Origin of the sequence: Streptomyces bluensis (genome assembly GCF_014650715.1) — a bacterium.
Lineage (GTDB): Bacteria > Actinomycetota > Actinomycetes > Streptomycetales > Streptomycetaceae > Streptomyces > Streptomyces bluensis.
Genome location: NZ_BMVM01000014.1, coordinates 107,045 through 133,282, shown reverse-complemented (window position 1 = coordinate 133,282; position 26,238 = coordinate 107,045). Strand labels below are relative to the sequence as shown.

At 69.8% G+C, this 26,238-nt stretch carries 19 protein-coding genes; 9 read left to right on the top strand and 10 right to left on the bottom strand.

Annotated features, from left to right (window positions below; all coding sequences use genetic code 11):
- Positions 1-21: 21 nt before the first annotated feature.
- The 5 genes from IE262_RS29130 to IE262_RS29110 all read left to right on the top strand — a co-directional run bounded on the left by IE262_RS29130 (position 22) and on the right by IE262_RS29110 (position 7,495).
- Positions 22-2,136 (top strand): copper resistance CopC/CopD family protein, encoded by a 2,115-nt coding sequence (locus IE262_RS29130; protein ID WP_189877916.1) that lies wholly within the window; start codon positions 22-24, stop codon positions 2,134-2,136.
- 8 nt (positions 2,137-2,144) lie between these two features.
- The gene (gene efeB / locus IE262_RS29125) at positions 2,145-3,572 is read left to right on the top strand and encodes an iron uptake transporter deferrochelatase/peroxidase subunit (RefSeq protein ID WP_229877559.1); all 1,428 of its coding nucleotides are present in this window, start codon (positions 2,145-2,147) and stop codon (positions 3,570-3,572) included.
- A gap of 193 nt (positions 3,573-3,765) precedes the next feature.
- The gene (pheA, locus tag IE262_RS29120) at positions 3,766-4,701 is read left to right on the top strand and encodes a prephenate dehydratase (RefSeq protein WP_189877841.1); all 936 of its coding nucleotides are present in this window, start codon (positions 3,766-3,768) and stop codon (positions 4,699-4,701) included.
- Positions 4,702-5,402: 701 nt separating this feature from the next.
- On the top strand, positions 5,403-6,680 hold the full coding sequence (gene serS, locus IE262_RS29115; protein ID WP_134038015.1) for a serine--tRNA ligase: 1,278 nt from the start codon (positions 5,403-5,405) through the stop codon (positions 6,678-6,680).
- Positions 6,677-7,495 (top strand): HAD family hydrolase, encoded by an 819-nt coding sequence (locus tag IE262_RS29110; protein WP_189877839.1) that lies wholly within the window; start codon positions 6,677-6,679, stop codon positions 7,493-7,495. Before serS ends, IE262_RS29110 begins: the two co-directional genes overlap by 4 nt.
- Positions 7,496-8,322: 827 nt before the next feature.
- Here the strand turns inward: IE262_RS29110 and IE262_RS39740 are convergent.
- The 5 genes from IE262_RS39740 to IE262_RS29085 all read right to left on the bottom strand — a co-directional run bounded on the left by IE262_RS39740 (position 8,323) and on the right by IE262_RS29085 (position 12,554).
- Positions 8,323-8,604, bottom strand: coding sequence for an SGM_3592 family protein (locus tag IE262_RS39740; RefSeq protein ID WP_134038018.1), 282 nt, complete (start codon positions 8,602-8,604; stop codon positions 8,323-8,325).
- Positions 8,605-8,795: 191 nt separating this feature from the next.
- Positions 8,796-9,515 carry an ABC transporter permease gene (locus IE262_RS29100; protein ID WP_189877837.1) on the bottom strand — a complete coding sequence of 240 codons (720 nt, stop codon included), beginning with the start codon at positions 9,513-9,515 and terminating at the stop codon, positions 8,796-8,798.
- Between the two features lie 10 nt (positions 9,516-9,525).
- Positions 9,526-10,437, bottom strand: a complete 912-nt coding sequence (locus IE262_RS29095; protein ID WP_134038024.1) for an ABC transporter ATP-binding protein — start codon at positions 10,435-10,437, stop codon at positions 9,526-9,528.
- Between the two features lie 220 nt (positions 10,438-10,657).
- Positions 10,658-11,575: an ABC transporter permease subunit gene (locus tag IE262_RS29090; RefSeq protein ID WP_189877835.1), complete on the bottom strand. Its 918-nt coding sequence runs from the start codon at positions 11,573-11,575 to the stop codon at positions 10,658-10,660.
- Positions 11,565-12,554, bottom strand: coding sequence for an ABC transporter ATP-binding protein (locus tag IE262_RS29085; protein WP_134038617.1), 990 nt, complete (start codon positions 12,552-12,554; stop codon positions 11,565-11,567). The genes IE262_RS29090 and IE262_RS29085 overlap by 11 nt, the downstream gene beginning before the upstream one ends.
- Before the next feature lie 471 nt (positions 12,555-13,025).
- Here IE262_RS29085 and IE262_RS29080 point away from each other — a divergent pair, with 471 nt between their 5' ends.
- From IE262_RS29080 to IE262_RS29070, 3 genes are all read left to right on the top strand, one after another.
- Complete coding sequence (locus IE262_RS29080) at positions 13,026-14,807, top strand: SDR family oxidoreductase (RefSeq protein WP_189877833.1); 1,782 nt, start codon at positions 13,026-13,028, stop codon at positions 14,805-14,807.
- 167 nt (positions 14,808-14,974) lie between these two features.
- Entirely contained in the window at positions 14,975-15,748 is a 774-nt protein-coding gene (locus IE262_RS29075; RefSeq protein WP_189877831.1) for a MerR family transcriptional regulator, read from the top strand.
- Positions 15,749-15,905: 157 nt separating this feature from the next.
- The gene (locus tag IE262_RS29070) at positions 15,906-16,454 is read left to right on the top strand and encodes an RNA 2'-phosphotransferase (protein ID WP_134038033.1); all 549 of its coding nucleotides are present in this window, start codon (positions 15,906-15,908) and stop codon (positions 16,452-16,454) included.
- 54 nt (positions 16,455-16,508) lie between these two features.
- Here the strand turns inward: IE262_RS29070 and IE262_RS29065 are convergent, their stop codons facing one another.
- Positions 16,509-17,420, bottom strand: a complete 912-nt coding sequence (locus IE262_RS29065) for an LLM class flavin-dependent oxidoreductase (protein ID WP_189877828.1) — start codon at positions 17,418-17,420, stop codon at positions 16,509-16,511.
- Positions 17,421-17,678: 258 nt separating this feature from the next.
- Between IE262_RS29065 and IE262_RS29060 the strand changes: the two genes are divergently transcribed.
- Positions 17,679-18,554, top strand: a complete 876-nt coding sequence (locus IE262_RS29060; protein WP_229877558.1) for an HAD family hydrolase — start codon at positions 17,679-17,681, stop codon at positions 18,552-18,554.
- An 18-nt stretch (positions 18,555-18,572) separates the two neighbouring features.
- Here IE262_RS29060 and IE262_RS29055 read toward each other — a convergent pair whose 3' ends face one another.
- The 4 genes from IE262_RS29055 to IE262_RS29040 all read right to left on the bottom strand — a co-directional run bounded on the left by IE262_RS29055 (position 18,573) and on the right by IE262_RS29040 (position 26,006).
- Entirely contained in the window at positions 18,573-19,637 is a 1,065-nt protein-coding gene (locus IE262_RS29055) for a M23 family metallopeptidase (protein ID WP_134038042.1), read from the bottom strand.
- 231 nt (positions 19,638-19,868) lie between these two features.
- Positions 19,869-23,366, bottom strand: a complete 3,498-nt coding sequence (gene cydD / locus IE262_RS29050) for a thiol reductant ABC exporter subunit CydD (RefSeq protein WP_189877824.1) — start codon at positions 23,364-23,366, stop codon at positions 19,869-19,871.
- Between the two features lie 106 nt (positions 23,367-23,472).
- Positions 23,473-24,477: a cytochrome d ubiquinol oxidase subunit II gene (cydB, locus tag IE262_RS29045; protein ID WP_189877822.1), complete on the bottom strand. Its 1,005-nt coding sequence runs from the start codon at positions 24,475-24,477 to the stop codon at positions 23,473-23,475.
- Between the two features lie 20 nt (positions 24,478-24,497).
- On the bottom strand, positions 24,498-26,006 hold the full coding sequence (locus IE262_RS29040; RefSeq protein WP_189877820.1) for a cytochrome ubiquinol oxidase subunit I: 1,509 nt from the start codon (positions 26,004-26,006) through the stop codon (positions 24,498-24,500).
- Positions 26,007-26,238: the final 232 nt, after the last annotated feature.

The following is a 26,238-nucleotide window of genomic DNA, read 5'->3' as shown; positions in this document are numbered from 1 at the left end:
GAGGGACCACCGTTGAGCCCCCTGAGGCAGGCCATCGCTCCCCGTGTCCGGGCGCTGTTGCTGCTGTTCGCCGCCGTGACCGGCGCCCTGCTCGCCGGCGCCGTGCCGGTTTCCGCGCACGCCGCGCTGACCGGGAGCGACCCGCAGCAGGGCGCGGTGGTCAAGGAGGCGCCGGCCCAGGTGTCGCTCACCTTCTCCGAGAAGATCGCGATGTCCGACGGCTCGGTGCGGGTGTACGACCCCAAGGGCAAGCAGGTCGACACGGGCAAGACGTCCGACCTGGGCGGCAACGTCTACGGGGTGAAGCTGCACTCGGGGCTGCCCGAGGGCACGTTCACCGTCACCTACCAGGCGGTCTCGGCGGACAGTCACCCCATCTCCGGCGCGTTCACGTTCTCCGTGGGCGCGCCCTCGAAGACCACCGCCGCGGTACCCGAGCAGACGGCGGGCGGCGGGATCGTCGGCGGACTCTACGGGTTCGCACGCTATGCCGCGTACGCCGGTTTCATCCTCCTGGTCGGCGGCGCCGCCTTCGTGCTCGCCTGCTGGCAGCGAGGGGCGAGCGTGCGGCCCGTACAACGACTGGTGGTGTCCGGATGGCTCGCACTGACCGCGGCCACCCTCGCGATGCTGCTGCTGCGCGGCTCGTACACCGGGTCCGGGGAGGTCGGTGACGTCTTCGACCTGTCCCTGCTCGGAACCGTGCTGCAGACCAAGGCGGGCGCGGCCCTGGTGTCCCGGCTGCTGCTGCTCGCGGCGGCGGCGCTGTTCATCGCGGTGCTCTTCGGGGCGTACGCGCGGCGGGACGAGGCCGAGGAGAGCGCGGCCGACGACGGTCAGGGCAGCGAGACCGATGCGGACGGTCAGGCTGACACCGACGATCACGCCCATGCGGACGGCGAAGCCGAAGCGTACGCCGACAAGAAGGACCTCACCTTCGGGCTGGCGATCGGCGGGAGTGTGGTGGCCGCGGGTCTGGCCGCGAGCTGGGCCATGGCCGAGCATGCCTCGGCCGGCATCCAGACGGGGATCGCGATGCCCGTCGACGTGGTGCACCTGCTGGCGGTCGCCACCTGGCTGGGCGGGCTCGCGGCGTTGCTCGTCGCGCTGTTCCGGGCGCCCGCCGAGGCCCCGATCGAGGCGGTCGCCGTACACCGCTTCTCACGTGTCGCGTTCGGCAGCGTGCTCGTCCTGACGGCCACCGGCGTCTATCAGTCGTGGCGCCAGGTCGGCTCCTGGTCGGCACTGACCGGGACCTCGTACGGACAACTGCTGCTCGTGAAGATCGGGCTCGTCGTGGTGCTCGTGGGCATCGCATGGATCTCCCGGCGGTGGACGGCCCGGTTGGCGGACTCCCCGGCGGAGAGCGTGGCTTCGTCGGCGTCGGCGGCGTCCGGGGCAGTGCAGCGTGCGGACGGGGCTCGTACGGCTGTGGTCTCCGGTGGGGGCGCGAAGGGGGCGAGTACGGCCCTGGAGGATGCTGCTCCGGCCACGGAGGACGAGGTCAGGGGCTCCGAGGACTCGTCGGACTCCGGGCGGGACTCCGAGGATCCCGAGCGCGCCGCCCAACTCGCCCGGCAGCGGGCCGCCATGGCCACCGCCCGCGAGAAGCGCATCCGGGACGCCGATCCGGGCCGCAGAGGACTACGCCGGTCCGTGCTCGCCGAGGCGGGCGTGGCCGTCGTGCTGCTGGCCGTGACGACCGCGCTGACGGTGGCCGAGCCCGGGCGCACCGTGGAGGAGGCCGAGGCGGCCACGTCCACGGCACAGCAGTCGGACGTGGCCGGGGACTCCGGGGCGCTGGCCCTGGACATCCCGTTCGACACGGGGAGTCAGGACGGCAAGGGGGTCGTACGGGTCGACATCGACCCCGCGCGCGTGGGCGGCAACGAGATGCACGTCTACGTACAGCGGGCCAACGGCAGGGTCTTCGACATCCCCGAGGTGAAGGTCGCCTTCACGCTCAAGGCGAAGGACATCGGTCCGCTGCCCGTCGTCCCCGACCGCATCGCCACCGGACACTGGACGGCCGTCGGGGTGCAGATCCCGATGGCGGGCAAGTGGGAGGTCGCGGTCACGGTGCGGACGTCCGACATCGACCAGGTGACCGTCACGAAGAACGCGCAGATCGGCTGAACCACATCATGGCTGACCAGTCCACACCCGAGGCTCCCGCACCGGGAGCGGATTCCCCGGGCTCCGCGGATTCCGTGCGTGCCCTGGGCTCCGAGGATTCCGTGCGTGCCCCGGGCTCTGCGGGCTCCGCAAGTGCTTCAGGCTCCGCCGGTGCCTTGGGGAGCACTTCTTCGGAGCGCACCGCGCCGTTGGCGTCCCCTTCGGGAGGGCCCATTTCGCGGCGGCGTCTGCTGGGCACCGCCGGCGCGACCGGGCTCGCACTGGGCGCCGTGGGCGGAGCCGCCGGATACGCGGCCGCGCCCTCGGCCGAGGCCGACAGGACCACGCCGCTCAGCTCCGTCGGGGCCGACCAGGTGATGTTTCACGGGAAACATCAGCCCGGGATCACCACCGCCCTCCAGGCCCGTGGGCATCTCGTCACGTTCGACCTGGCCGCGGGCGCGGGCCGCAAGGAGGCTGCCGCGCTGCTGCGACGCTGGTCGGAGACCGCCCGGCGACTGATGGCGGGCGAAGCGTCCGCACAGGACGACACGGACGTGGCCCGCGACGCGGGGCCCTCGTCCCTGACGGTCACGTTCGGGTTCGGGTACAGCTTCTTCGCCCGTACAGGGCTGGAGGAGCAGCGCCCGGACGCGCTGGACCCGCTGCCCGACTTCTCCTCCGACCACCTCGACAAGGCACGCAGCAACGGCGACCTGTGGGTACAGATCGGTGCCAACGACGCGCTCGTCGCCTTCCACGCCCTGCGCGCGATCCAGAAGGACGCGGGCAGCGCGGCACGCGTCCGCTGGCAGATGAACGGCTTCAACCGCTCACCGGGAGCCACCACCCAGCCCATGACGGCCCGCAACCTCATGGGCCAGATCGACGGCACCCGCAACCCGAAACCGACCGACACCGACTTCGACCAGCGCATCTTCGTACCGGAGTCCGGCTCCGGCGACCCGGCATGGATGAGATACGGCTCCTACGCGGTCGTCCGCCGTATCCGCATGCTCCTCGACGACTGGGAGAAGCTCTCGCTCAAGGACCAGGAGGACGTCATCGGGCGGAAGAAGTCCACCGGCGCACCCCTGACCGGCGGCAGCGAGACCACGGAGCCGGACCTGGAGAAGACCGACTCCGGCGGCAGGCTGATCATCCCGATCAACGCCCACGCCCGGATCACCCGCCCCGACCAGAACGGCGGCGCGGCCATGCTCCGCCGCCCCTTCTCCTTCCACGACGGCATCGACAGGGACGGGGTGCCCGACGCGGGCCTGCTCTTCGTCTGCTGGCAGGCCGACCCGCTGCGTGGCTTCGTCCCGGTGCAGCGCAAGCTCGACCGGGGTGACGCCCTGTCGAAGTACATCCGTCACGAGGCGAGCGGCCTGTTCGCGGTTCCGGGTGGGGCCGCGGAGGGCGAGTACGTGGGACAGCGGCTGCTGGAGGGGTGAGGAACACTCTGTGGGGCCCCTGTGGGGCCCTGTGGAGCGCTGTGGAGCGCGCTGCCATGGGGTATGCACGGGTGGTGCAGTTCTGTGGGACCCCACCCAGGCGTGGGAGCGCTCTCGTGCCGGGCATCGCCCTCAGGGGTGGTCGGGGTGGTGAGCGTGCGCCGGGATCCGCAAGGCCCATTAGGGTGAGGCCATGCCAGCCAGTTACGCGTACCTCGGCCCCGAGGGCACCTTCACCGAGGTCGCCCTGCGCACTCTGCCGGAGGCGGCGACCCGTGAGCTCGTCCCCATGGTGTCCGTGCCCGCCGCGCTCGACGCCGTCCGCAACGGCGAGGCGGAGGCCGCGTTCGTACCGATCGAGAACTCCGTCGAGGGCGGCATCACGACCACGCTCGACGAGCTGGTCGCCGGCGCCCCGCTGATGATCTACCGCGAGGTGCTTCTCTCCATCGCCTTCGCCCTGCTGGTCAGGCCCGGCACGAAGCTGTCGGAGATCAAGACGGTCACCGCGCACCCGGCCGCCCAGCCGCAGGTTCGCAACTGGATGAAGGCCAACCTGCCGCCCGACGTCGTCTGGGAGTCGGCGGCATCGAACGCGGACGGCGCCCGGCTCGTCCAGGACGGCCGGTACGACGCGGCCTTCGCGGGCGAGTTCGCGGCCGCCCGGTACGGCCTGGAGCCCCTGGAGACCGGGATCCACGACGCGGAGAACGCCCAGACCCGCTTCGTGCTCGTCGGCCGCCCCGCCCGTCCCGCGGCACGCACGGGCGCGGACAAGACCTCGGTGGTCATCTGGCAGCGCGACGACCACCCGGGCGGACTGCGCGACCTGCTGGGCGAGTTCGCCGTGCGGGGCGTCAACCTGATGCTGCTGCAGTCCCGCCCCACCGGCCAGGGCATCGGCAACTACTGCTTCGCCATCGACGCGGAAGGACACATCTCCGACCGGCGTGTGGCGGAGGCCCTGATGGGACTCAAGCGGATCTGCCTGGAGGTGCGGTATCTCGGGTCGTACCCGCGCGCGGACGCGACCGTGAAGGACATCCGCACCCCGCTGCCGGGGACGTCCGACGCCGAGTTCGTGACGGCCGCGGACTGGGTGGCGCGCTGCCAGGACGGCAGGTTCTAGGCAGGTCGCCTCGGGGCCGATCGAACCACGCTTTCCGGCCACCTCCGGGACGCCTCCAGGACGCCCCCAGGACGCCTTCTGGAGGCCTCCGAGACGCTTCCCAGAGGGAGCGATTCCGGTTGTGCACAGGTCCTCACAACCAGTCCTACCTGCTGATTTTCTCCATCCGCAGAAGTTATCCACAGGTTTGCTTCTCGACCTGGGGACAAGTCGACAGGGCAGCACTACTTCATCGACAAATCCCCCTATGGGGACCAACCCCTCCCGACACCCCACGGATCACCCTTCGTCCACCCATTTCCCTCGGACAATCCTTTGAGGCGACCCATTTCCACTCGAAAGTGGGTATGGAGATGGTTTGAGCCGGGAATTCTCCACTTCGCGCACCAGCCTCGAAATGATCACGCCCGAAGTCCACAGATCTTTCGCACAGCCTGTGGATAACTTTCCCCGGGTGTGGATTCCTGTGGACAGCCGGTCGCCAAGTCCCGTACGCCACAAGGAAATAGAGTCAACGAGGCACTTCAACTCCACCCCTTTTCGGGGAGTCGATCTCCTTTCGCTTGACGCCCCACAGCCGCTCCCGCAGCGACTCCCGCAACAACTCTCACAGGGATCGACATTTCAGGCTAAAGCGCACAAAGGTCGCGTATTGCAATTTCAAGTCGTGGGCCGGAACCGTGCACCGGTAGCCTTGAGGCGTGATTGACCTTCGCCTTCTCCGTGAGGACCCCGACCGTGTGCGCGCGTCGCAGCGTGCCCGTGGAGAGGACGTCGCGCTCGTCGACGCCCTCCTGTCTGCCGACGAGCGGCGCAGGTCGTCCGGCGTCCGCTTCGACGAGCTCCGCGCCGAGCAGAAGACGCTCGGCAAGCTGATCCCCAAGGCCTCGGGCGACGAGAAGGCCGAGCTGCTGAAGAAGGCGAGCCAACTGGCCGCCGACGTCAAGACGGCAGACGCCGAGCGTGACACGGCCGCGACGGAGACCCAGGAACTGCTCCTCCGGCTCGGCAACCTCGTGCACCCCGACGTGCCCGTCGGCGGCGAGGAGGACTTCGTCACCCTGGAGACGCACGGCGAGATCCGCGACTTCGCAGCCGAGGGCTTCGAGCCCAAGGACCACCTGGAGCTCGGCCAGATCCTCGGCGCGATCGACGTCGAGCGCGGCGCGAAGGTCTCGGGTTCGCGCTTCTACTTCCTCACCGGTGTCGGCGCCCTCCTGGAGCTGGCCCTCGTGAACGCGGCGATGGCGCAGGCCACGGCCGCCGGCTTCACCCCGATGCTGACCCCGGCGCTGGTCCGCCCGCAGTCGATGGCGGGCACGGGTTTCCTGGGCCAGGCGGCCCAGGACGTCTACCACTTCGACAAGGACGACCTCTACCTCGTCGGCACCTCCGAGGTCCCGCTGGCCGCGTACCACATGGACGAGATCCTCGACGCCGACCGCCTCCCGCTGCGCTACGCCGGCTTCTCCCCGTGCTTCCGCCGCGAGGCCGGCTCGCATGGCAAGGACACCCGCGGCATCTTCCGCGTCCACCAGTTCGACAAGGTCGAGATGTTCTCGTACGTCGCTCCGGAGGACTCGCAGGCCGAGCACCAGCGCCTGCTGGAGTGGGAGAAGCAGTGGCTGACCTCGCTGGGGCTGCCGTTCCGCGTGATCGACGTGGCCAGCGCCGACCTGGGCGCCTCCGCCTCCCGCAAGTTCGACTGCGAGGCATGGATCCCGACCCAGGGTAAGTACCGCGAGCTGACCTCGACCTCGGACTGCACCGAGTTCCAGTCCCGTCGTCTGTCGATCCGCGTCCGTGACGGCAAGACGGTCCGCCCGCTGGCGACGCTGAACGGCACGCTGTGCGCCGTCCCGCGCACGATCGTCGCGATCCTGGAGAACCACCAGCAGGCCGACGGCACCGTGCGGGTGCCCGAGGTGCTGCGCCCCTACCTGGGTGGCCGCGAGGTGCTGGAACCGGTAGCCAGGTGAGCGAGGCCGCCGCCCAGGACATCCCGTACAAGCTGATCGCGACCGATCTCGACGGGACACTGCTGCGCTCCGACGACACGGTCTCGGAGCGCACGCGCGCGGCACTCGCCGTCGCCACGGCGGCGGGCGCCGCGCACATCGTCGTCACAGGACGTTCAGTGCCCTGGACCAAGCACATCCTGGACGATCTCGGCTACCGCGGCCTCGCGGTCTGCGGCCAGGGCGCGCAGGTGTACGACGCGGGGGAGCACCGGCTGCTCACCTCGGTGACCCTTGACCGGCAGCTCGCGACACTTGCCCTGGCCAAGATCGAGGCGGAGGTCGGACGCCTGCTGCTGGCCGCGAGCCGTGACGGCCTGGACGGCGAGGTACTCGTCGGCCCCGGCTACCGCGTCCACGACGGACCGCTGCCCTACCAGCCGATCCGGGACGCGGCGGACCTCTGGGCCGCTCCCCTGAACAAGGTGTACGTCCAGCACCCGACCCTCTCCGACGACGAACTCGCCGACGCGGCCCGCCGGATCGCGGGTGGCCTGGTGGGGGTCGTCATGGCGGGCGAGGGCATAGTGGAGATCCTCCCCCTGGGCCTGACCAAGGCCACCGGTCTCTCCCTGGCCGCCCGCCGCCTCGGCTTCCGCGCCACCGACACCCTCGCCTTCGGCGACATGCCCAACGACATCCCCATGTTCGCCTGGGCAGCCCACGGCGTCGCCATGGCCAACGCCCACGAGGAACTCAAGGCCGTCGCCGACGAAGTGACGTCCTCCAACGAGGAGGACGGCATCGCACTGGTCCTGGAGCGGTTGCTGGGCTGATAGGTCTCTGATCGGGGCGCGCACCCAGAGGCCGGTGGCCGGGTGAGCGCAGGTGGTCAGCTGACGGGTCGGGCCGTAGAGGACCGGGGAGTGCCGGCCCGACGGATGTGGACCGGCGGGTGCCTCACGCTCCGCAGGCCGAACTCGGCAATGGGTCGGTGTGCCGGGGCGCCTCGGGCGTGCCGGGGCGCCTCGGGCGTGCCGGGGCGCCTCGGGTGCGCTGAGGAGGCGGGGTGTGACGAGGAGGCGGGGGTGTGCTGAGGAGGCGGGGTGCGCTGAGGAAGCGCGGTCCAGCCGAGGAGGCCATGGACGGGGCGGCGCGCTGGTCACGGCAGGGCGGATGCCGTGGGCTTGCCCGCTCTCGTTCCCCAGCCCACGTGCTCCTTCCCATCCACCCCTCCGCGCGCCTGAGAAGGCACACTCGGCCGTGGAGAGGTGACAGGAAAGCGCCTCTGTGGCTCGGCGGACCTGAACCCGCCGAGCCACAGGGGCAGATGCCGGGTGGGGCGGCCCGCGCAGGATCGCGCGCTCGAAGCGGCCGCCCCGGGCAACTCCCCGTGCGGACGGGCTCGGCGGAGAGGTGTCTCTCCGGAGCCCGCCGCGGGCTGCCCTGTCGGGAGCCTGACGCATGGATGCACGTTGGTGACGCCGGCTCACACCTGGCTCGGGGACAGGTCCACTGTGCCGGTAGGACCAAGTCGGACGCCACCGAATAAACCAGCACCCAGCAGTCCAAAGCTCCCGCCGAAGCGCGGCCCCGCCGACACGCCACCCGGCCGACCACGCCCCAGCCAATCAGCCACCGGTGGCCTGACCGAGCCAAGCTTCTACCGGCGACGCCACTTCCGTCGCCGCGCCTTGCTGAAGAACCAGCCCGCGGGCGGCTCGTCGGACCGCCAGGGCTGAGGATCAGGTGCCTGCCTGCGCCAGCGGGCGGCGAGCATCCGGGCCCGAGCGGACGGCTCGGACGTCTCCGCGGACCGTATGAAGTCCTCGTCCAGCAGCACGTCGTCCCAGACGTCACCGGACCCGGCGCGGGCTCCGGCGTCGGCTCCGGCGTCGGCTCCCGAGGCCTTCCCGGCCTCGCCTATCGGCTTCTCCGCTGCCATCCCCGTCCTCCTGGTCGTCCATCCCCTTTGCCCAGTGTGCCCGGACACGTGTGAAGCCACCGTCAAGACCCGGAGCACCCCGGGCGTGGACCCTCACACGAAGGGAGTCCCACGCACGGGGAGTCCGCCCACACTCGCGCGGCGCCCGGTCACTCCTCCCCGCTCACTCCTCCCCGCTCACTCCTCCCGGTTCACTCTTCCCCGGCCAGCTTCAGCGTCCGGAGTTTCTGGCCCGCGTACCAGGTCGCGCCCGCAGTGACCGCCGCCAGCAGGATCACCGCGGTCGGCAGTCCGACGTCCGAGGTGACGAGATCCCCGCCCGCGACCTTCTGGGCGACCGCGAGGGCCCACTGCTGGACGCTGAGCGTGCGTGCACCGGACACCAGGGAGCCGAAAAGGGCCTCCCAGACGAGCGCGTAGACGAGGCCGAAGACGACCGCGTGCCGTGTCACCGTGCCCAACAGGAGGAAGAGCGCCGCGTACGCGATCGACGCGACCAGGGCAGCCACCGTGTACGCGACCGCTATCTGCTGGCCGTTGCCGTTGAGGATCAGGCCCGCGACGAAGGTCGGGGCCGCCGAGAACACCATCGTCACGGCGATCGCCACGATCAGCTTGGTGAAGATGATCGTCGGCCGCTTCACGGGCTTGGACAGCAGGTACACCACCGAACCGTCGTCAATCTCGGGTCCGATCGCACCCGTTCCCGCGATGACGCCGATGATCGGCACCATCGTGGCGAGTGCGAACCCGCCGAGTACGTCGGCGGCCACCTGGTCGTCGGCACCGCTGAAGCCGCGCACGGCCGCCGAGATCACGATCAACAGCACGGGCAGCGCGCCGAGGATGAGAGCCCGACGGCGGCCTAGCAGAGCCCGGTAGGTGAGCCGGGCGACTGTGGGGTCGTACATCTTCGGCCTCCTACGCCGCGACCAGATACGAGAAGACGGACTCAAGGGACTCGTCCGACGGCGAGACCGTCAGCAGGCGGATGCCGTGTTCCCTGGCCACCCGGGGCAGCAGCGCTGTGAAGCGGCCGAAGTCGACGGCCTGGATCAGCAGTGCGCCCTCGGCCCGATCCACTTCGATGCCCGCGGTCGACGGGTCCGCGATCAGCGCGGCCGCCAGAGCACGGTCGTCGCTGGAGCGCACCAGGTAGCGGTGCGGGCGATCGGTCATCAGGCGGCGAATGCGGCGGAAGTCACCGCTCGCCGCGTGCCGCCCGGCGACGATCACCTCGATGTGGGCGGCGAGTTGCTCGACCTCTTCGAGGATGTGGGACGAGAACAGCACCGTGCGGCCCTCGTCACCCATGCGCCGCAGCAGGTCCATGAGCTGCATGCGCTGGCGCGGGTCCATGCCGTTGAACGGCTCGTCGAGCAGGAGCAGCGACGGGTCGTGGACGAGGGCGCTCGCCATCTTCACGCGCTGCCGCATGCCCTTGGAGTACGTCGAGATCCTGCGGTCCTGCGCGTACTCCATCTCGACCGTGGCGAGTGCCCGCGCGGCGGCCTTCTCACCGAGACCGTGCAACTCGGCGTTGGCGACGACGAATTCGCGGCCCGTGAGGAAGTCGTACATCGCCTCGCGCTCGGGGACGATGCCGATGTGCCGGTAGATCTGCTCGTTGCGCCAGACGGGCTTGCCGTCGAGCGTGATGGAGCCCGTGGACGGGGCGAGGAAGCCGCCCATCATGTTGATGAGGGTGGACTTTCCGGCGCCGTTCGGACCGAGCAGGCCGGTGACTCCGGGGCCGACCGTCATGGTGATGTCGTTGACGGCGACCACGTTGCCGAACCAGCGGGAGACGTGGTCGATGCTGAGCGTGGTCACCCGAACCTCCGGATATTCCGGCTCTGGGCGCCGTGCGGCCCGGAACTGCGGTACGCCCGCGGCGTGCTGAGCGGGAACCAAGCCGGCACAACGCCCTCCATTCCATTGGGGAACCGGGCTGGTCCCAACCCGGCTGGTGTTGATCGTGTACGACTCGCTCGCTCGCTGAGCGGCCGAGCGGCGTGGGCCAGGAAAACTTCTTCTTCGCCGGGCGGACGGTTCACAGGCCCACCTTTCGGTAGCGGCGCATCAGGAGGCCGTAGCTGCCGGCGATGAGGCCCAGGACGACGAGGACGTAGACGACGCCTTCCCCGTTGCCGGGGCCGGCCCCGCCCGGGAATGCCGAGTTCGCGCCCAGGAAGGCGGACTGCACTCCGTCGATGAGCGTGATGGGCGAGAACAGGCCTATCCAGGGGACGGCTCCGGTGTTGGTCTGCGCGTCCGCGATGGCCTGGAGCGTGGACACAGCGCCGTAGGAGATGGTCAGTACGGCGATCACGGCCGCGATGCCGAAGCCGCGACGCGGGGTGACCGAGGCGATGACCAGGCCGAGGCCGGCGAAGAGGAGCGAGAGCAGTGCCACGGAAACGAGTCCCTGTGCGAATCCCTTGGTCTGGTCGGTGAAGTCGAGCTTGGCCAGCAACGCGCCCACGTAGAGCACCAGCAGTGGCGCGGCCGTCAGGATGAACAGTGCCGAGGCCAGCGCCGCGAACTTCGCGCGCACGTAGTCGGCGGTCTCGATGGGGCGTGAGAAGTACAGCGGTACGGTCTTGAAACGCAGGTCGCGCGAGACGGCCTGGGGCGCCTGGGACGCCACATACAGGCCGATCATGGCCTGCATGATGATGGCGTAGCGCGTGTAGTGGACAGGGAGGTCGTTCGCCTTCGTGGTGACCGCTACCGCCACCATGATCAGTGCGGGGACGCACATCACCACGAACAGCAGCATCGGCAGGACTTTGGACTTGGCCGAACGGCCCAGCCCGTACGCGCCACGCAGGGACTGCGAGTAGAGGGAGCGGCGGGCGTATGCGCGGCCCAGTCGGGGGCCGTCGTAGCTGCGGTAGCCGATGTCGTGGATGCGGGTCTGCTCACCCGCGCGCGCCATGGCCGGTGCCTGTGGCTGCTCAACCGCCATGGCCGACCGCCTCCTTCCGTGCGTCCGGTGCGGAGACCTGGGCGTCCGCCCGCTCGTCGTCCTTGAAGACCTCAGCGATGTGGTGCCTTCGCTGCTCCATGCGGACCAGGCCGAGGCCGAGGTCGGCGACCACGTCGCGCACGAGGTCGTAGGTCTCGTCCCCCTGCGCGGTGAGCAGGAGGATGTGTCCCGCCCCGGGGAGGCCGTCGCCCTGGTGGGTCTCCACCCCGCGTGCGTGGAGCGCCTCGCGCATCGCCCGCGTGCCGTCCGGGTGCTCGTCGGTGTCGGTGACCTCGATCGCGAGCGTGGTCGTGGTCTGTGTGAAGTCCGTGGTGGAGCTGGAGCGCAGAAGCTTGCCGCCGTCGATGACGACCACGTGGTCGCAGGTGCGCTCCAGCTCGCCCAGCAGGTGGGACGTGACCAGGACCGAGATGCCGAAGTCGGTGTGGATGCGGCGGATCAGGCCGAGCATCTCGTCGCGGCCGACCGGGTCGAGGCCGTTGGTCGGCTCGTCCAGGAAGACCAGCTGCGGGTCGTGCACCAGGGCCTGGGCGAGCTTGACGCGCTGCTTCATGCCCGTCGAGTAGCCGCCTATGGGGCGGTACCGCTCCTCGTACAGGCCGACGTGGCGCAGCGTGTCCGCGGTGCGCTCGCGCGCGGCGGTGGGAGGGAGGCCGGACATGCGAGCCATGTGCACGACGAACTCGGTGGCCGACACGTCGGGGGGCAGGCAATCGTGCTCCGGCATGTATCCGACCCGCTCACGGATGGCACCGCCTTTGGTGGCGACGTCAAGTCCGAGCACTTCGGCACGGCCCTCGGTGGCGGGGGACAGACCCAGAAGGATCTTGATCAGTGTGGACTTGCCGGCCCCGTTGGCACCGACGAGTCCCGTCACACCGGGTCCGACGTCCACGGAGAGCCGGTCAAGCGCGGTCACCCTCGGGAACCGCTTGCTCAGGCTTTCGGTCGCGATCACAGTCACGCCTTCGACGCTAGTGGCACGGGCCACAGCCGGTCGTCACCCCGCAGAGCTGTCTGCGAGTCACTCTGGAGTATTACGGGCCCGTAAGGGTCACCCTGAGGTCGAACAACCGGGCAGGGCCGGCGGGCATCGGCGGGCGGGTCCTCGACCGACGTCACCTCGGCCGACGGACCGGAGAGACCGCCCAGTCCCGCCCAGTCCTGCGAGGGCCGGCCATGCCTGCGGGGCCGACCAGGCCCCCGCAGGGTCCGTCAGGTCCGTGACGTCGAAGGCGTCGCCGCGAGTTAGGTGAGTGCGGCCACGGATGGTTGTCCACAGGCCGCCCGGACGGCTATTGACGCAGCCGCCGACCATTGTCACATTCGGCAGTGTCACGTTACGGACACGTTCCGCAGTCAGCGAAGAGGGGACCGTGTACATGGCTGTGGCCGCGCGCCCCTGGGGCGCGGCCGAGAAGGGATGCTCATGAGCGACAGGGAACAGAAGCCAGGCGGCGGCCTCACCGGCGCGCGGGAGCGCCGCGTGCGGTCGGGCGGCGTCGAGCTGTGCGTCGCCGAGCTGGGCGACCCGCACCAGCCCACCGTCGTCCTCGTTCACGGCTACCCGGACTCCAAGGAGGTGTGGTCAGAACTCGCACCGCGCCTGGCCGGCCGCTTCCACGTCGTGCTGTACGACGTCCGCGGGCACGGCAGGTCGACGGCTCCGCAACCGCTGCGCGGCGGGTTCACGCTGGAGAGACTGACGGACGACTTCCTGGCGGTCGCGGACGCGGTCAGCCCGGGGCGGCCCGTGCACCTGGTGGGGCACGACTGGGGGTCGGTGCAGGGCTGGGAGTTTGTGACGGTCGGGCGCACCGAGGGCCGGATCGCGTCCTTCACATCGATGTCCGGGCCCTCCCTCGACCACTTCGGGCACTGGCTCAGGCAGCGCGTGAAGCGTCCGACGCCGCGCAGAGTGGGCCAGCTCCTCGGCCAGGGCGCCAGGTCCTGGTACGTCTACCTGCTGCACACTCCGCTTCTGCCCGAGCTCGCCTGGCGCGGCCCCCTCGGCAAGCGGTGGCCCCGGATGCTCCAGCGGACCGAGAGGCTCACCGCGGGTGACTACCCGACCCCTTCGCTGAGCACAGACGCGGCGCACGGCGCGTGGCTGTACCGGGACAACGTCCGGGCCCGGTTCTCACGCCCCCGTGATGACGCGTACGCACACGCGCCCGTACAGCTCATCACGCCCTTGCGGGACGCGTTCCTGTCGGAGCGGCTCTACGACGAGCTGGAGCTGTGGGTCCCGCAGTTGACCCGTCACACGCTCCCGGCCAAACACTGGATCCCCCGGACGCGCCCCGATCAGCTGGCCGCCTGGATCACCGAGTTCGTCACAGCCACCGAGGACGGCAGACCCACTCCGACGCCCACCGGGAAGTACGCCGACCGGTTCAGCGGGCAGTTGGTGCTGGTCACCGGCGCGGGCAGCGGCATAGGGCGGGCCACGGCCTTGGCGTTCGCCGAGTCCGGCGCGCGCGTGGTGGCGGTCGACCGGGACGCGGAGGGCGCTGCCCGTACGGCGGAGTTGTCCCGCCTGACCGGCGCTCCCGAGGCATGGGCCGAACCGGTCGACGTCTCCGACGAGCAGGCCATGGAACAGCTCGCCCAAAGGGTCGCCGCGCAGTACGGCGTGGTGGACGTGCTGGTGAACAACGCCGGGATCGGCCTGTCGGGATCCTTTCTCGACACCACCCCCGAGGACTGGAAGAAGGTCCTCGACGTCAACCTGTGGGGCGTTGTCCACGGCTGTCGGCTCTTCGGCCGGCAGATGGCCGAGCGCGGCCAGGGCGGCCATATCGTCAACACCGCGTCCGCGGCGGCGTACCTGCCGTCGAAGACGTTGCCCGCCTACAGCACCTCCAAGGCCGCCGTCCTGATGCTCAGCGAGTGCCTGCGCGCGGAGCTGGCCGACCAGGGCATCGGGGTGTCGGCGATCTGCCCGGGGTTCGTGAACACCAACATTCCCTCGACCGCCCGCTTCGCGGGCGTCGACGCCGACGAGGAGAAGCGGCGCCAGAAGAAAGCCGCGCGACTGTACGCTCTGCGCAACTACCCGCCGGAGAAGGTCGCGGACGCGATCCTGCGCGCCGTCGTGCGCAACGAGGCCGTTGTCCCAGTCACCCCCGAGGCCCGCGGCGGCCGTCTTCTGTCCCGCTTTGCGCCGAGGGCTCTGCACGCGATCGCACGACTGGAGCCGCCGTTGTGAGCGGTCTTCAGGGAACCGCGCACCGCACGAGCGGATGCAAGGGCCCGCTCGCATGGGTGCGCGACGGGGACCGCACGCACCCGAGGAACGACTTCGCACAGCCCGCGGAAGGACATCGCGCGGGCGCACGGAATGGCAGCGCGCGGGAAGAGAGAAAGGCAGGGGCGGTGAACAACGAGTCCGTCGGCGTCGCGTACCGCATAGAGGACCTGGCGCACCACAGCGGCACAACCGTCCGGACCATCCGCGCCTACCAGGACCGCGGGCTGCTCCCCCGCCCCGAGCGTCGAGGCCGGGCCAATGTGTATTCGGACGTCCATCTGGCCCGCCTCCACCAGATCGCCGACCTCCTGGACCGCGGCTACACGCTGGCCTCGATCAAGGAGCTCCTGGAGGCCTGGGACGCGGGACGCGGCCTCGGCGGCATACTCGGCCTGGTCGCCGAGGCCGACGGTCCGTGGACCGACCCGGCGGCTGTGCGGATCTCGCGGACCGAGCTGGACGAACGGTTCGGCGGCCGTCCGGACGACGCGGCGGTGGCGGACGCGATCGAGCTGGGCGCAGTGGAGCCCGTGCCCGGCCAGAACGACGTGTTCCTCGTGCCGAGCCCCCAAGAACTGGCCGTGGCAGCCGCATTGCACGCAGCCGGGGTTCCGCTGTCCGCGCTCAGGCACCACCCTTCGACCGAGGCGGAGACAGCCGAGGCGGAGACAGCCGAGGCGGAGACAGCCGAGGTGGAGACAGCCGAGGTGGAGACAGCCGGGGAGACGCGGTCCGTGCCGATACCGGCGGCCACAATGCGCGCCGTGGAGGAGCTGGTTGGCCCGGAGCGGGCAGCCGAGTTCGTCGCGATCGCTGCCGAACGGGAGGTCCGGGCAAGAGCCTTGGACTCACTCGCGATAAGTCATGCCAAAGGGGATGAATGTGGCGAAGTAGTGTGAATGGCCGGTCGAGTTGTCCACAGTCTCGCCAATTCCCCTGTGGATAACCGTACTTGGCTGTGGATCAAACATCCCGATCAAAATCGCGTGCGTGATACGCGTCTCTCCAGGCACGCTGGTGGGATGGGCGGGATGAAGGAACGAACGGACGAACCCGATGGATGATCGCCGCACCGCCAAGGTGTCGAAGTACCTGTCGAAGCACCTGCGCCACCAGCCCGAGCGGATCGGGCTCACGCTCGGCGACGGCGGCTGGGTCGAGATCGACACCTTGATCGCGGCGGCCACCGTGCACGGCTTCCGGATCACCAGAGCCGAGCTCGACCACGTGGTCGCCACCAACGACAAACAGCGCTTCGCCGTCGAGGGCACCCGGATCCGCGCCAACCAGGGCCACACCGTCGAGGTGGACCTCGGGCTGCCCACGGCCGCACCGCCGCCGTACCTCTACCACGGGACCGTGGCCCGCAATCTGGACGCCATCCGGGCAGAGGGGCTGCGTGCCATGAACCGCCACGACGTGCACCTCTCGCCCGACCGCGAGACCGCCACCCGCGTCGGTGCCCGCCGCGGCCGTCCCGTCGTGCTCTCCGTGGACGCCGACGCCATGCACCGCGACGGCCACGTGTTCCGCGTCAGCGACAACGGTGTGTGGCTCACCGAGGCAGTACCGCCGCAGTACCTGCGCTTTCCCGAGTCGCACTGATCACGCTGTCACCGCTCATGCCCGGCCGTCGAGTCTCGGCGGATCGTGAAGACATCAGCCGAGTTGGGCGACCGCCTCCGTGGCGATGCGTTCGAAAACGGCCTCGTCCGCGGCGAAGTCGGAGTCGGGGATGGGCCAGTGGATCACGATCTCGGTGAAGCCCAGTTCCCTGTGCTTTCCGGCGAAGTCGACGAAGGCGCCGAGGGACTCCAACGGACGGCCACGGTCCGGGGTGAACCCGGTGAGAAGGATCTTGTCCATGGCGCTGATGTCGCGGCCGATGTCCGCACACGCCTTGCCCAGATTCTCGACCTGGTCGCGCAGTGCCCGCCGGGACTGCTCGGGAGTGCCCGTCTCGTACAGCTTCGGGTCACCCGTCGTCACCCACGCCTGCCCGTGGCGCGCGGCGAGCCGCAGCCCTCGGGGGCCGGTGGCGGCCACCGCGAAGGGCATCCGGGGGCGCTGCACGCAGCCGGGGATGTTGCGCGCCTCATGCGCCGAGTAGAAGTCGCCGGCGTACGAGACACCGTTCGCCCCGTCGTCGGTCAGCAGCCGGTCGAGCAGCGAAACGCACTCGGCGAAACGGTCGGCGCGTTCCCTCGGCGTCCAGGGTTCCTGCCCGAGCACGGTGGCGTCGAAGCCGTTGCCGCCCGCGCCGATGCCCAGCGTGATCCGGCCGCCGGAGATGTCATCGAGCGAGATCAGCTCTTTAGCGAGGGTCACCGGGTGCCTGAAATTGGGCGACGTGACGAGAGTGCCCAGACGCATCCGTTCCGTGACGCCCGCGGCGGCCGTCAGCGTCGGCATCGCCCCGAACCACGGGCCGTCGCGGAACGAACGCCAGGAGAGGTGGTCATAGGTGTACGCGGTGTGGAACCCGAGCTGCTCGGCCCGCTGCCACGCGCCGCGCCCGCCTTCGTGCCAGCGGCGGTACGGGAGGATCACGGTGCTCAGGCGCAGACTCATGGTGCAGAGCCTACGGTGCTGCTCGACGCTTCTGAGAAAGACCCGGCGTACAGCACGCCTGCCTACGCGTGCCGGCGCGGGCTGGGCCACGGCGGCCGGTTCCGGGTCCGTCGACGGATGTCGTCCCTGGTCACAGCGGTGGCGAACTCAACAAGATCATGGTCGTCGGCCTCACGGTCACGCCCATGAGGGGGCAGTAATCACTCACCCGTGCGGGCCCTCGCACTGGCGTGCAGGCATATGCGCGAGAATGAGCCCGTGACCTCAGCGACGAGACAGCCCGCGACCCCGGCCCCGACCGTCCCGCCCCGACTGATCGCCACGGATCTCGACGGCACACTCCTGCGCGACGACAAGTCGGTGTCCGCGCGCACGGTCGCCGCTCTCGCGGCCGCCGAGGAGGCGGGCATCGAGGTCTTCTTCGTCACCGGCCGTCCGGCCCGCTGGATGGACGTCGTCAGCGACCACGTCCACGGACACGGCCTGGCGATCTGCGGCAACGGTGCCGCCGTGGTCGACCTGCACGGCGGTCCCGGCACCCACCGCTTCGTCAAGATCCGCGAGCTCGTACGGGAGAACGCGCTCGACGCGGTACAACTGCTGCGCGCGGCTGCGCCGGGAACCGTGTACGCCGTCGAGCAGACCTACGGCTTCCATCAGGAGCCGGAGTATCCGAAGCTGCACATGGAGGTCCCCGACACCCTCGCGCCCGCGGAGAAGTTGCTGGCGCCGGACGGAGTCGCCGCCGACGAGCCGGTACTCAAGATCCTGGCGTACCACCCCGTTATCGACCCCGACGACTTCCTCACCACCGCTCGCATCGCCGTCGGTGACCGGGCCACCATCACCCGCTCCAGTCCCAGCGCGCTGCTGGAGATCAGCGGTCCCGGCGTCTCCAAGGCCAGCACGCTCGCGCTGTGCTGCGCCGAGCGCGGCATCTCCCACGAGGAGGTCGTCGCCTTCGGGGACATGCCGAACGACGTCGAGATGCTGACGTGGGCGGGCCGGTCGTACGCCATGGGGAACGCGCACCCCGATGTGGTCGCGGCGGCCTCGGGGCAGACCGTCGCCAACAACGAGGACGGGGTCGCTGTCGTGATCGAGCAGATAGTGGCGGAGCGGTTGCGGGCGTAGCGGGCGCCCGGGGTCCGCCTACAGCTTCACACCGTGCTTCAGCAGCCACGGCACCGGATCGATCCCTGACCCCAGCTCCGGTGTGTTCCGTACCTCGAAGTGCAGGTGCGGACCGGTGGAGTTGCCGGTCGTGCCCGCCTGTCCGATCCACTGCCCGGGGGCCACCTGCTCGCCCGGGTTGACCGCGACGGCGGCGAGGTGGGCGTACTGCGTGTAGGAGCGGTCGGTGTGCCGGACGACGATCTGGATGCCGAAGGCGCCCCCGCAGGACACCTGCACGACCCGCCCCTCCCCGGCTGCCCGTACCGGTGTTCCGATGGGCACCGCGAAGTCCTGCCCGGTGTGCCCGTTCGCCCAGTGCGCGCCGCCTCCGCCGAATCTCGCGGAGAGTACGTACCGTTCCACAGGCGCGACCCATCCGCGCTTGGAACCCGTGTCCGGCTGGTCCAGCCGGGTGGCTTTCCGGCAGGCGCCCGCTGCCGCCGACGCGTCGGCCTGTCTCTGGAGGCTCCATCGCGCCTCTTCGAGTTTCTTCTCGATCGCCCGCTTCGTCCTGGCGAGTTCGGCGTTCCGCCGTTGAAGCTTTCGCCACTCGGTAGCCGCCCGCTTCTCGTCGGCCGCGAGCCGCGCCTCCGCACGGAGGTTCCTGGACACCTTTTGGTCGACCGCCAGGTCTCTCTGCCACACCACTCGGTGGCCGCGCATCAGCTCGTCGGGACTGTCCGCGAGCAGCAGACGCATGGTGGACGGCAGTCCGCCGCCCTCGCGGTACCGGGCACGTGCGACCCGTCCGAGGTCCTGGTGCAGCGTCTTCATCTGCTTCCGCTCGCGCGCCAGGAGCTTCTCCAGCCGCTGTGCCTCAGCACGGCGTGCCTTGCCTTCGCGCCGGACCAGTTCATACTGCTGCGCCACCGCGGCCGCCTCCTGGTGCAGCCGCGCCACCCTGGGGCCGGGCTCGGAGGCATCGGAGGCCTCCGTGCTCCGGCTGTCGCCCTCGGCAGCCGTCGGCTGCGGGACGAGGACCAGACAGGCGCACAACAGCACCGGGACGAGCAATGAGTGACGTCGCCAAGATGAACGCATGCCAGCGATCGTGGCGCCCTCCGAGGGGCGAGGTCCTGTTCGAGTCGTACGGCTGGGGGATCGGGTGCCACCAATGGACCAGACGCGCTGAGCCGAACAGGGGGCCGGTACGGGGGAGTCCCGCACGGCGGCTTGCCAGCACACGTGTGCGCGTCCTCAGCGTCCCGACACCCAGCGCGACCGCAAGGCCCTCGCCCGCCGGCCCGTCGCCCGCCGGCCCGTCGCGAACCATCAGCTTCCCTGCGCGCCGGCCAGCAGTGCCCCCGCGGTCTCTCGCTCCACCATCGCCCGCAACGCCCCGTCCACAGCGGCCAGTGCGGAGAAGGGACCACGCTGCACGACGCGTCCCTCCCTGAGAACGACGACCTCGTCCACGGCCTCCAGCCCGGCCAGTCGATGGGTGATCAACAGAGTCGTACGGCCCTCCGTCGCGGCCAGCAGGTCCGCGGTGAGCGCGTCGGCGGTCGCCAGGTCGAGGTGTTCCGAGGGCTCGTCAAGGACGAGCACGGGGAAATCGGCGAGCAGGGCACGAGCCAGGGCAAGCCTCTGGCGCTGGCCGCCGGACAGCCGCGCCCCGTGCTCGCCGATGAGGGTGTCCAGCCCGTCGGGCAGTCCGTCGACCCAGTCCAGGAGCCGCGCCCGTGCGAGGGCGTCCCGTACCTCCGCCTCCGTGGCGTCCTTCCGGGCCAGCAGCAGGTTCTCACGCACCGAGCTGTCGAAAAGGTGCGCGTCCTGGGCACACAGGCCGACGAGTCGCCGTACGGCATCCCCTTCGAGCGCGTAGGCGTCCACTCCTCCGAGTGTGTACGTCCCCTCATGCGCGTCCAGGAACCGCAACAGCACCTGCGCGAGCGTCGTCTTGCCCGATCCCGAGGGGCCGACCACGGCGATCCTGCGGCCCTGGTCAAGGGTGAGGTCGATCCCGGCGAGCGCGTCCCGGTTCTGCTCGGCATGCCGGGCGGCGAGCCCAGTGAGAACGAGGGGGAACGGCGACTGCGGATCGGGCACCGGCTGTTCGGGCTCGCGTACGGGATCGGGGGCGTCCACCACCTCGTACACGCGCTCCGCGCTCTTGCGTACCCGCTGCCGGAACTGCACGGCGAGCGGCAGGCCCATGACGGCCTCGAAGGCGGCGAGCGGAGTGAGGACGACTACGGCCATCACGACTCCGCCGAGCCGGCCGTCGGCAACCGCCTGCGCCCCCACGAGCGCGGTGGCGGCCACGGTGAGCCCGGTGACGAGTGCGGTGAGCCCGTCGCCCAGCGCGGTGGCGGTAGCGGCACGGGACGCGATCCGGGTCAGCGCGGTGTCGGCCCGGCGCGCCTCGGTGGTACGTGTGCGCAGGGCGCCCGCCACCGTCAGTTCGGCTGTCCCGGTGAGCAGATCGGCCACACGGGTGGCCAGCGTGCCGCGGGCGGGGGCGAGCCGGCGTTCGGCGCGCTGCGCCACGGCTCCGGTGACCAGCGGAACCCCGGCCCCGGCCGCGAGCAGTCCCAGGGCGAGTACGGCACCGGCCTCGGGCAGCAGCCACGCGGTGAACCCGACAGAGGCGACCGACACGACGATCGCGGCTCCGGCCGGCAGCAGCCAGCGCACCCAGTAGTCCTGGAGCGCATCCACATCCGCGACGAGCCGCGAGAGCAGGTCCCCACGCCGGGTGCGCCGCAGCCCTGCGGGCGCCAGCCGCTCCAGCCGCCGGTAAACGGCGACCCGGGTGTCGGCCAGCATCCGCAGTACGGCGTCGTGCGACACGAGCCGCTCCGCGTACCGGAACACGGCCCGCCCGATCCCGAAGGCCCGCGTGGCCGTCACGGCGACCATCAGATACAGCACCGGCGGCTGTTGTGACGCCCGCGAGATGAGCCACCCAGAGGTCGCCATGAGGCCGACGGCACTGCCGAGAGCGAGACTGCCGAGCAGCAGGGCAAGCGCGAGGCGACCTCGACGAGGGCCGGCCATGGCACGGACGCGGGTCAGCACGGAGTGATGCCGTTCCAGCGGCATCTCCTCCTCGCTGGTGGGGAGCGCGGTCGCGTCCTCGTCTCGCGTGTCTGTCCGCGTCCCTCCGGTCCGCGGTACAGACGGAACCATGGCGGTCGTCTCGGCCTCCAGCCGGACCACCCGATCAGCCACCTTCAGCAACGCCGGCCGGTGGACCACCAGCAGCACGGTCCGGCCGACCGCGAGCCGCCGTACGGCGTCCACGACCTCCGCCTCGGTCTCCCCGTCGAGGGAAGCCGTCGGCTCGTCGAGCAGCAGCACGGGCCGGTCCGCGAGGAATGCCCGCGCCAGGGCCAGACGTTGGCGCTGCCCGGCGGAGAGACCGGCACCGTCCTCGCCCAGGACCGTGTCGAGCCCGGCGGGCAGTGCGTCGACGAAGTCCAGCGCTCCCGCATCGGTCAGGGCCCGCCGCACGTCCGCGTCGTCCGCGTCCGGCCGAGCAAGTCGTACGTTCTCGGCGATGGTCCCGGCGAAGATATGGGGCCGCTGCGGCACCCAGGCCACCCGCGAGTGCCACTTCTCCAGATCGAGTCCGGCCAGGTCGGCGCCCCCGATCCGTACCCGCCCCCCAGCCGGCTCCACGAAGCCCAGCAGAACGTTCAGCAGGGTGGACTTGCCCACACCGCTCGGCCCGACCAGAGCCACCGTTTCCCCGGGCGCGACCTCGAAGGTCACGTCCGCGACCGCGTCGTACGACCGACCCGGGTAGCGGACGGTCACGCTCTCGAAGCGAACCCCGCCATCCGGCACGGGCAGGGAGCCGGAGGCCCGCACGGGCGTCTGCAGCACTTCGAAGATCTCCTCGGCCGCCGCGAGTCCCTCGGCGGCCGCGTGGAACTGTGCCCCCACCTGCCGCAGCGGTAGATATGCCTCAGGCGCGAGGACGAGGATGACCAATCCGATGTACAGGTCCATCTCGCCGTGCACGAGTCGCATCCCGATGGTCACCGCGACCAGCGCGACGGAGATCGTGGCAAGCAACTCCAGCGCGAAGGAGGAGAGGAACGCGATCCGCAGCGTCCGCATGGTCGCTCGCCGGTACTCGCCGGTGATCCGCTTGATCGACTCGGCCTGCGCTTTGGCCCGCCCGAACACCTTGAGCGTCGGCAGCCCGGCGACCACATCCAGGAAGTGCCCGGACAGCCGAGACAGGAGCCGCCACTGGCGGTCCATCTGCGAGCGCGTGGCCCAACCGATCAGCACCATGAAAACGGGGATCAGCGGCAGCGTGCCGACGATGATGGCCGCCGACACCCAGTCTTCGGTGACGACGCGCGCGAGCACCGCCACGGGCACGACCACCGCGAGCCCCAACTGCGGCAGATAACGCGCGAAGTAGTCATCGAGGGCGTCCACGCCCCTTGTGGCGAGGTTGATCAACGAACCCGTGCGCTGCCCGCTCAACCAGCCGGGCCCCAGCGCGGCAGCCCGCTCCAGCAACCGCCCCCGCAACTCCGACTTCACCGCCGCACTCGCACGGTGCGCGGCGAGCTCGGTGAGCCAGGAGACCAGCGCCCGGCCACATGCGACGACGATCAACAGCAGCAGGGGAGTGCGCAGTGCGGCGACGTCCATCCCGTGCTGGAAAGCACCGACCACCACTTCGGCAAGGAGCATCGCCTGGGCGATGACGAGGACAGCCCCGGCAACGCCCAGACCGACCACCGCTCCCAGAAAGAGGCGGGTGGCGCGGGCATACCGGAGCAGTCGCGGGTCGATCGGTTTCACGTGAAACACACCCTCTTCTCAACAGGCATGTTTCACGTGAAACATGCCCTTCGACTCGGGGAGGTGTGTTTCACGTGAAACCGCACACCACACCTCCCGGCCGGACTCAGTGCGAGGCGTCGGCGATGTGATGCGTACCGATCCGCTTGCGGAACACCCAGTACGTCCAGCCCTGATAGAGCAGCACGATCGGTGTGGCGATCCCCGCGCACCAGGTCATGATCTTCAGGGTGTACGGGCTCGACGAGGCGTTGGTGACTGTGAGGCTCCAGTCCGCGTTCAGCGAGGACGGCATGACGTTCGGGAACAGCACCAGGAAGAGCATCGTGACGGCCGCCACGATGGTGAGCCCCGACAGTGCGAATGCCCAGCCTTCACGGCGTACGTGAGCCGCTCCCAGCGCGACAGCAAGCGAGGCCACCGCCACGATCAGCGCGACCAGCGACGTGGTGTCGCCCTTGTCGGCCTGCGTCCAGAGCAGGAAGACGAGTGCCAGCACGGCTGTGGCCAGGCCGACGCGCAGCGCGAGCTTGCGCGCCCTTTCGCGGATGTCCCCCACGGTCTTGAGTCCGACGAACACCGTGCCGTGGAAGGTGAAGAGCGACAGCGTGACCAGACCGCCGAGGAGGGCGTACGGGTTGAACAGGTCCGCGACGTTGCCCACGTACTCCAGGTCGGGGCCGATCTTCACCCCGCGCACGATGTTGGCGAAGGCCACACCCCAGAGGAACGCGGGGAGCAGCGAGGTCCAGAAGATCGCGGTCTCCCAGTTGCGCTGCCAGCTCTCCTCCGGCCTCTTCGCCCGGTACTCGAAGGCGACTCCGCGGACGATCAGGCAGACCAGGATGAGCAGCAACGGCAGGTAGAAACCGGAGAACAGCGTGGCGTACCACTCGGGGAAGGCGGCGAAGGTGGCACCGCCCGCCGAGAGCAGCCAGACTTCGTTACCGTCCCAGACGGGTCCGATGGTGTTGATGAGGACCCGCTTCTCCGGGCGGTTCCGGGCCAGCAGCTTGGTGAGGACACCGACCCCGAAGTCGAACCCCTCCAGGAAGAAGTAGCCGATCCACAGGACCGCGATGAGGACGAACCAGACGTCGTGAAGTTCCATGACTGTGCAGCTCCCTCGGCCTAGTAGGAGAAGGCCATCGGCTTGTCGGCGTCACGGGAGTCGCCGCCGATCTTCGTGGGCGGGTTCAGATCGGCCTCGGTGAGCTCGGGCGGCCCGGCCTTGACGTACTTCGCGAGGAGCTTGACCTCGACGACGGCGAGGATCGCGTACAGCGTGGTGAACACGATCATCGAGGTGAGGACCTCGCCCTGCGAGACTCCGGGGGAGACCGCGTCGCGAGTGCGCAACACGCCATAGACGACCCAGGGCTGGCGGCCCATCTCGGTGAAGATCCAGCCCCAGGAGCTGGCAATCAGCGGGAAGCCCAGGGTGAGGACCGCGATGCGCCAGTACCACCTGGTGAGGGTCGGGCCGAGGGCCTTCCCGGGCAGCAGCGTGAGATGCGGCACCTCGTCGTCGCCCACCCTCAGGTGCTGGGGCAGGAGGAACTTCTTGCGGGTCAGCCACAGTCCGACCAGTCCCAGAGCGAAGGACGTCATTCCGAAGCCGATCATCCAGCGGAAGCCCCAGTAGGCGACGGGGATGTTGGGCCGGTAGTCGCCGGGCCCGTACTTCTGCTGCTCGGACTTGTTGACGTCGTTGATGCCGGGGACGTACGAGTCGAAGTCGTCGTTGGCGAGGAAGGACAGCAGGCCCGGGATCTCGATGGCGACCTTGTTGTGGCCCTTGTCCACGTCACCGTAGGCGAAGACCGAGAAGGGCGCGGGCGCCTGGCCGTCCCAGAGGGCTTCGGCGGCGGCCATCTTCATCGGCTGCTGCTTGAACATGACCTTGCCGAGCAGGTCACCGCTGATCGCGGTGAGCATGCCGGCGATGACCACGGTGACCAGGCCGAGCCGCAGCGAGGTCTTCATCACCGGGATGTGCTTCTTGCGGGCCAGGTGGTAGGCGGCGATGCCGACCATGAACGCGCCGCCGGTGAGAAAGGCCGCGGTGAGGGTGTGGAAGACCTGGGTCAGCGTGGTGTTCTGAGTCAGGACGAGCCAGAAGTCGGTCAGCTCGGCGCGGCCCTTCTGCTCGTTGATCCGGTAGCCGACCGGATGCTGCATCCACGAGTTGGCCGCGAGGATGAAGTACGCCGACAGGATCGTGCCGATCGACACCATCCACATGCAGGCGAGGTGGATCTTCGGCGGTAGCTTGTCCCAGCCGAAGATCCACAGGCCTATGAAGGTCGACTCGAAGAAGAAGGCGATCAGGGCCTCGAAGGCCAGCGGGGCGCCGAAGACGTCACCGACGAAGCGCGAGTAGTCGGACCAGTTCATGCCGAACTGGAACTCCTGCACGATGCCGGTGACGACGCCCATCGCGATGTTGATCAGGAAGAGCTTGCCCCAGAACTTGGTGGCCCTGAGGTACTTCTCCTTCTGCGTACGGACCCATGCGGTCTGCAGTCCCGCGGTGAGCGCGGCGAGCGAGATCGTCAGGGGGACGAAGAGGAAGTGGTAGACGGTGGTGATGCCGAACTGCCATCGCGCCAGAGTCTCCGGCGCCAAAGCGATGTCCACGTCTTCTCCTTACATGCCGTGGTCATGGCGGCAGTTTCGCCCGTTGTGTCACCCACACCTCGGGAGCAACCGGGCAGCTTGTGAACGCGTTCACATTCACAAGCTATTATGACCCACGGGACTGGGACGCCCCAAGGGGGGTCCCCTCTTTCAAGTCAACCCCCCGGCGGCAGCTTCAACAGATCGCCCCTCCGCAGCCCCTGCGCGGCCCGGAACGAAGCTGCCGCCGACA